This window comes from Serratia sp. J2, assembly GCF_046269175.1.
In the GTDB taxonomy this organism is placed as follows: Bacteria; Pseudomonadota; Gammaproteobacteria; order Enterobacterales; family Enterobacteriaceae; genus Chania; species Chania fonticola_C.
Genome location: NZ_JBKABN010000033.1, coordinates 58,721 through 64,067, shown reverse-complemented (window position 1 = coordinate 64,067; position 5,347 = coordinate 58,721). Strand labels below are relative to the sequence as shown.

Annotated in this window: 4 protein-coding genes; 1 reads left to right on the top strand and 3 read right to left on the bottom strand. The window is 58.2% G+C overall.

Annotation, left to right across the window (positions count from 1 at the left end; all coding sequences use genetic code 11):
- Window positions 1-275 precede the first annotated feature (275 nt).
- On the top strand, window positions 276-359 hold the full coding sequence (dinQ, locus tag ACKWMY_RS24500; RefSeq protein WP_370505612.1) for a damage-inducible type I toxin DinQ: 84 nt from the start codon (window positions 276-278) through the stop codon (window positions 357-359).
- A gap of 57 nt (window positions 360-416) precedes the next feature.
- On the opposite strand, the gene ACKWMY_RS24495 is transcribed toward dinQ, so the two are convergent.
- From ACKWMY_RS24495 to ACKWMY_RS24485, 3 genes are read right to left on the bottom strand one after another with little or no spacing between them, the layout of a single operon-like run.
- Window positions 417-1,586, bottom strand: a complete 1,170-nt coding sequence (locus tag ACKWMY_RS24495; protein ID WP_024530722.1) for an HlyD family type I secretion periplasmic adaptor subunit — start codon at window positions 1,584-1,586, stop codon at window positions 417-419.
- 10 nt (window positions 1,587-1,596) lie between these two features.
- Window positions 1,597-3,735, bottom strand: coding sequence for a type I secretion system permease/ATPase (locus ACKWMY_RS24490; protein WP_409487215.1), 2,139 nt, complete (start codon window positions 3,733-3,735; stop codon window positions 1,597-1,599).
- A 26-nt stretch (window positions 3,736-3,761) separates the two neighbouring features.
- Window positions 3,762-5,159: a TolC family outer membrane protein gene (locus tag ACKWMY_RS24485; RefSeq protein ID WP_081375857.1), complete on the bottom strand. Its 1,398-nt coding sequence runs from the start codon at window positions 5,157-5,159 to the stop codon at window positions 3,762-3,764.
- Window positions 5,160-5,347 lie beyond the last annotated feature (188 nt).

The window sequence follows — 5,347 nt, the reverse complement described above, 5'->3', positions numbered from 1 at the left end:
GTGAATCGGGTTTTTTTACTTTCCGGCCTGAGTTGGTGTCTCTGGCCAGGATGAGAACATCATCATCTAACAACCCAATATTATTACCTTAAAGGTAATTTCGCAAGTTGGGGATTGTGCATGACGCTTTCTAAGTCCTGGCTGAATTACGGGTGGTGCCGGTTTCGGTGCTCTGGCTGGAGTGAGAACATCATCATCTAACAATGAGATACCTACCGCGACAGGCAATGGAAGGGTAAGCGGTAGTGCTCTCACTCCTTTTTAAGGAGTAACGGATGAAAACTTTCATTGATAAAGTTCTCATCGTTCTGAAAGCGCTGGTTGCGCTGTTGGAACTGATCCGCAGATTCATCAACTGATGAAGGTGGAAACGTAAATAAGGCCAGGGAGGCTAACCACTCTCAGGCCTTTAATAATTACCGTTCCCGCAGTGACTCTTTCACCTTGTTCAGCGGCTTGATCAGGTAATCCAGCACGCTTTTCTGCCCGGTCTTGATCTCCACGCTGGCCACCATCCCCGGCACAATCGGGAACTTCTTGCCCGCCTTATTCATCAGTTCTGCCTGCTTGGTGCGCACGTAAACCCGGTAGTAATACTGGTCACGTTTGACCTCGTCCTGAATGGTATCCGGGGAAACGTTCTCCACCTCGCCATTCAGGTTGCCGTAGATTGAAGAGTCATAGGCGGTCACCTTGACGGTAGCGGGCAGGCCAGGGCGGATATAGGCGATATCTCGTGGGTTGATGCGGGTTTCGATAAGCAACTGATCTTCCAACGGCACGATCTCCATCAGTTTGCCACCCGGCTGCAACACGCCGCCCACGGTAGTTACCTGAATATCCTTCACGATCCCACGCACTGGCGAAACCATGGTGGCACGATCCAACTGATCTTCCTTACCGTTCACCAGTTCTAACTGGGCGTCGAGATCGGCGTTGTTTTTTACCTGCTCCTCACGCGCACGCACGGCATATTGGTTAATTGCCTCGTCAATCTTGCCTCTCAGCTCACTAACCTGCCGCCGTAGGCGGATTACTTCAACCTGGCCAGCTGCCCCTTTGGCGACTAGCGGTTCGGTCATGCGTAATTCCTGCTGGACCAACTGCATCGACTGTTGCAGATTGCTGACGGTCTCATCGCGGTTGCGCTTGCGGGACTCATACAACTGGCGTTCACGGGCCACCAGACTTGGCTCCTTCAGGGTATCGGCGCTGAACTGCAGTGGCTCGCCGGTCAGCTCGGAACGCAGGCGTTCGGCGGAGGCGCGCAGGGTGCGCACGCGGGAAAAGGCTTCGCCATAGTTGGACTGGAAGCGTTTCACATCCAGCTGCGCCAGTTTCTGGCCCTTGTCGACGATGTCCCCTTCGTGCACATACAGGTGATCGATAATCCCACCGTCCAGGCTCTCAATCAGCTGCGCCCGGCTTAAGGGCGTGACCTTGCCAGTGCCGACGGTGACCTCATCGAGTATGGCAAAATAGGCCCAGACCACAAACAGGATCATCCCCAGCAGCGTCAACCAAAGTACCGAGGAATGCCGCCGCCCTTGGCGTGCCAGATCGTCTTGCATGGTGATATTGCTCATTGCTTGCTCCTCATGCTACGCCCTGTTCTTTATTGATCGGCTTATTGGCCGCCTGCAGGATCTGATCCCGTGGCCCGTCGGCCACCACGCGGCCGTTATCCAGCACCACAATGCGATCCACCAGCTTCAGCAGCGCTGGCCTATGGGTGACCAGTACCAGCGTGCGGCCGCTGAGCCAGCCGTGCATCTGGCGGATCACGTACTCTTCCAACTGTTCATCCATGGAGGCGGTGGGTTCATCCAGCAGCACGATTTGCGGGTTACGCAGGATCATACGGCTTAGCAATACCATTTGGCGCTGGCCGCCTGACAGGCCGCGGCCACCTTCATGAATAATGCGATCCAGGCTGGCGGCGTCCTGTTGTACCAGACTCAGTGCCCCGGAAATACGCAGCGCCTGGAGCATTTCCGATTCGGTAGCATGAGGGTGGCCAAGCATCAGGTTCTGGCGCAGGCTGCCGAAAAACAGCCGCGACTCCTGCGAGAGAAAGCCCAGTTGGCGGCGTACATCGCTGGGATCGATATGGCTGATATCGACGCCGTCGATGATCACCTTGCCCCGAGTGGCGCTGGCCTGGCCGGAAAGCAGCTTCAGCAGCGTCGATTTCCCCGCGCCAACCTTACCGAGGATCGCCACTCGTTCGCCGGGTTTGATCTCCAGATTATTGACGGTGATCGAGTTTTCCCCTTTCTCCACGTCGTAGCTGTATTGCAGATTGCGCAGTTGGAAATGGCCGCTTAGCACCGGGCAATGAGCCATCTTGCCCTCTTCCGGCTTATCGAGCGGTTTCTTCAACAAATCGTCCAGGCCGGTCATGGCGGTTTTAGCGTGCTGCCAGCGTGAGAACACCATGGTCAACTGCATCAGCGGGGCGATGGTGCGTGAGGAAAGCAGGCTACAGGCCACCATGGTACCGGTAGTGATATCGCCGGCGAGCACCAGATAGCTGCCAAACACCAGCATCCCGGCATAGGTCAGTTGCTGTACCGTTGAGGCCCAGCCGCTGAGCCGCGCACCCCACAGCCGTTGCTGCATACCAATGTTGGCGCTGACCGCGTGGGTCTGTTCCCACTGGCGCTGGAAGTAGGGCTCGGCTTGCAGTGCCTTGATATCCTCAACCCCTTCGATCGACTCAACCAGCACCGCGTTGCGCAGGGCGCTTTCCCGCATGCCTTCCTTCGCCAGCTTGGCCATCGGCCATTGCAGCAAGATGCCAGGAATGACGATCAGCGGGATCGCCAGCATCGGGATAAACACCAGCGGGCCGCCAACCAGCGCCATAATGACGAGGAACAGCAGCACGAACGGCATATCTGCCGCCGCGCCCACGGTAGTGGAGGTCAGCAGTTCCCGCACCTGATCGATCTCCCGCAACTGCGAGATAAACGAGCCGGTCGATTTTGGCCGTGCTTCGTTTTTGATCGCCAGGGCGCGGGCAAACAGCATGCCGGAGATCTTCAGGTCGATCTTCTTGCCCATCAGATCGGAGATCACGGTGCGCGACAGGCGGATGGCATACTCCAGCGCCGCCGCGATCAGCACCCCGAAGAACAGCACCCACAGGGTGGAGTAAGACTGAGCCGGAATAACCCGATCATAGACCTGCATCGAAAACAGAATACCGGCGAGGGCCAGCACGTTGCTGATGATCGACGCCAGCGAGATCTCGCCGATTTGCCGTTTGGCCCCGCGAAAATGTTGCCAGAACCAGTGTTTGCGGTAGGGCTGCACGAAGTCGTCGATACGCGAATCTTGCCCACGCTCCGCCGCCCCCAGCAGCACAATGGTGCCTAGCCCTTTCAGTAGCAGCTCCACCAGCTCGGCCTCTCGCTGCACGTCACCGCTGTCGTTGAGCCAATACAGCGCCTTGCCCTCGTTGTCGAGGGATTCGATCACCATCAGCCCGCCGTCGTCGATTTCGATCAGCGCAGGCAGGATCTCGTTACGCCAGCGAACTTTCTCCCGTGGCTGCAAGCTGACGCTAAGCCCCATCAGGTGGCCCAGGCGTTCCAGGCGGCGCGGGGCCGGCAGTTGTTCATACCAGCGCATTTGCTGGCGGATGGATTTGATATCGACAGCCAGACCGTAGCCGTTGGCCGCCCGGGCCATGGCTGCGATCCAGGTTTCGAGTGATGCAGGTTGTGACATAAGCGCTCCTGGCAAGATAATTCAGACTACAGCGACGGCAGGTTGTCGCCGATGGCTCGTTGGCGCTCGATACCCAACATATCCAATAAATTGTCGACCGCAGAGGCGTAGCGCACCGCCGCGTCCCAGCCGTCGTACAGCGCGGTGACGCGTGAGGTTTCCGCCTGCAGAACATCCTGCTCGACGCTGAGCAGATCGTTAAGGCTGCGTTTGCTGAGCTTGTATTCGTCCTGGTAGACGCTGCGGGTGTAGTCCGCGCTGCTGAGCTGCTGCGCTCCGGCCAGCTCTCGTTGTTGCGCACCAATCAGATCCGCATAGGCGGTGGAGGCCTTCTGATTCATATCCAGCTTGGCCGCTTCGACCTGAGCCTGTGCTGCCTGGCGATCACCCTCGGCGGCATCGACCTTGGCGTTGACCGCACCGCCTTGGTAGATCGGCGCCTGCACCACGAGTTGCAACTGATCGTTCCAGTAGGATTGGGCATCGTTGCCATCGCTCTCATAGCGGGTGCGGCCAGCCTGGACCGAGATGGTAGGCCAGTGCTGGGCCTCGGCCTGGCGAATGCGCTGGGTAGCGGCCTCCTGCTTGGCCTGGGCGCTGAGTACCGCATTGCTTTTTTGATAGGGCAGCGACTTGAGGGTGATTTTCTGTTGTAGCAGTTGCTGCGGCAGGTCCGGCAGTTTATCCGGCACGACGCCGGTCAGTACGGTGAGTTGCGCCAGGGCCGAGCGCTGTTGTGCGCGGTACTGCTCCAGCGTGGCGTTCATCCCGGCGATGCGGGTTTGTGCCTGTAACACGTCGGATTGCGAGCTTAGGCCAGCATTGGCCCGCAGCTCGGCGATGTCCTTGACCCGGTTGAGTGACACCAGGTTGTGTTCCGCCGAGGCGCACAAGTCCTGATAGCGCTTGACCTGCAAGTAGGCCTGCAGCGTTTGCTGGCCGACGTCGGTCATGGTTTGGTACAGCGTGTAGCGATAGGCATCGGAGAGGTTATGTTGCTCCTCGATGCTGCCGCTGGTTTTGCCGAAGTCATACAGCAACTGGTTCAGGGTCACGCCCGCTGAGGCGGTGTTGTTCAAGGTGCCGGAGGAGTCGGTCTGGCTGGATTTGCCAAAATTGCTGTTGAGGGCAATTTGTGGAAACCAGGCGCTTTGTGCCAGCGCCAGATCGGCTTTACCCACGTTAATCTGTGCCGAAGCCTGAGCGATTTGCGGGTTACGCGCAAAGGCTCGCAGGATCGCCTCCTGTAAAGTGAGCGTCATCACCGAACGTTCAGTCGGTGCAGCTTGCCAGTTAAATTCGACCTGCGGTGCGGCGAGAGTCTGACCTGTCAGCCCGCCTAATCCGCCCAAAAACAGTCCGATTGTGGCCGCACGCCGAAGCGTGAGCCGATATCCATCCGTGTCATAAGGGTGTTTTTTCATTATCGCTACCACGTCTGGGCCGATAACCGCACGTTGTGCCGTTTCGGCTTTGTTATTGTGACGATCGTTAATTTCGGCGGCCCGTCTCCCGAACGGTACCGCCGCACTGCATTGGCCTTGGCTCTGTCATTCCCATGTCACTGGCTCACGGCGTGGTGCGAGCCAGTGGCTGACAGATGGGCCGGGTA

Coding starts and splice junctions, on each gene's coding strand:
- dinQ (WP_370505612.1), top strand. CDS start 276: ATGAAAACTTTCATTGATAAAGTTCTCATCGTTCTGAAAGCGCTGGTT.
- ACKWMY_RS24495 (WP_024530722.1), bottom strand. CDS start 1,586: ATGAGCAATATCACCATGCAAGACGATCTGGCACGCCAAGGGCGGCGG.
- ACKWMY_RS24490 (WP_409487215.1), bottom strand. CDS start 3,735: ATGTCACAACCTGCATCACTCGAAACCTGGATCGCAGCCATGGCCCGG.
- ACKWMY_RS24485 (WP_081375857.1), bottom strand. CDS start 5,159: ATGAAAAAACACCCTTATGACACGGATGGATATCGGCTCACGCTTCGG.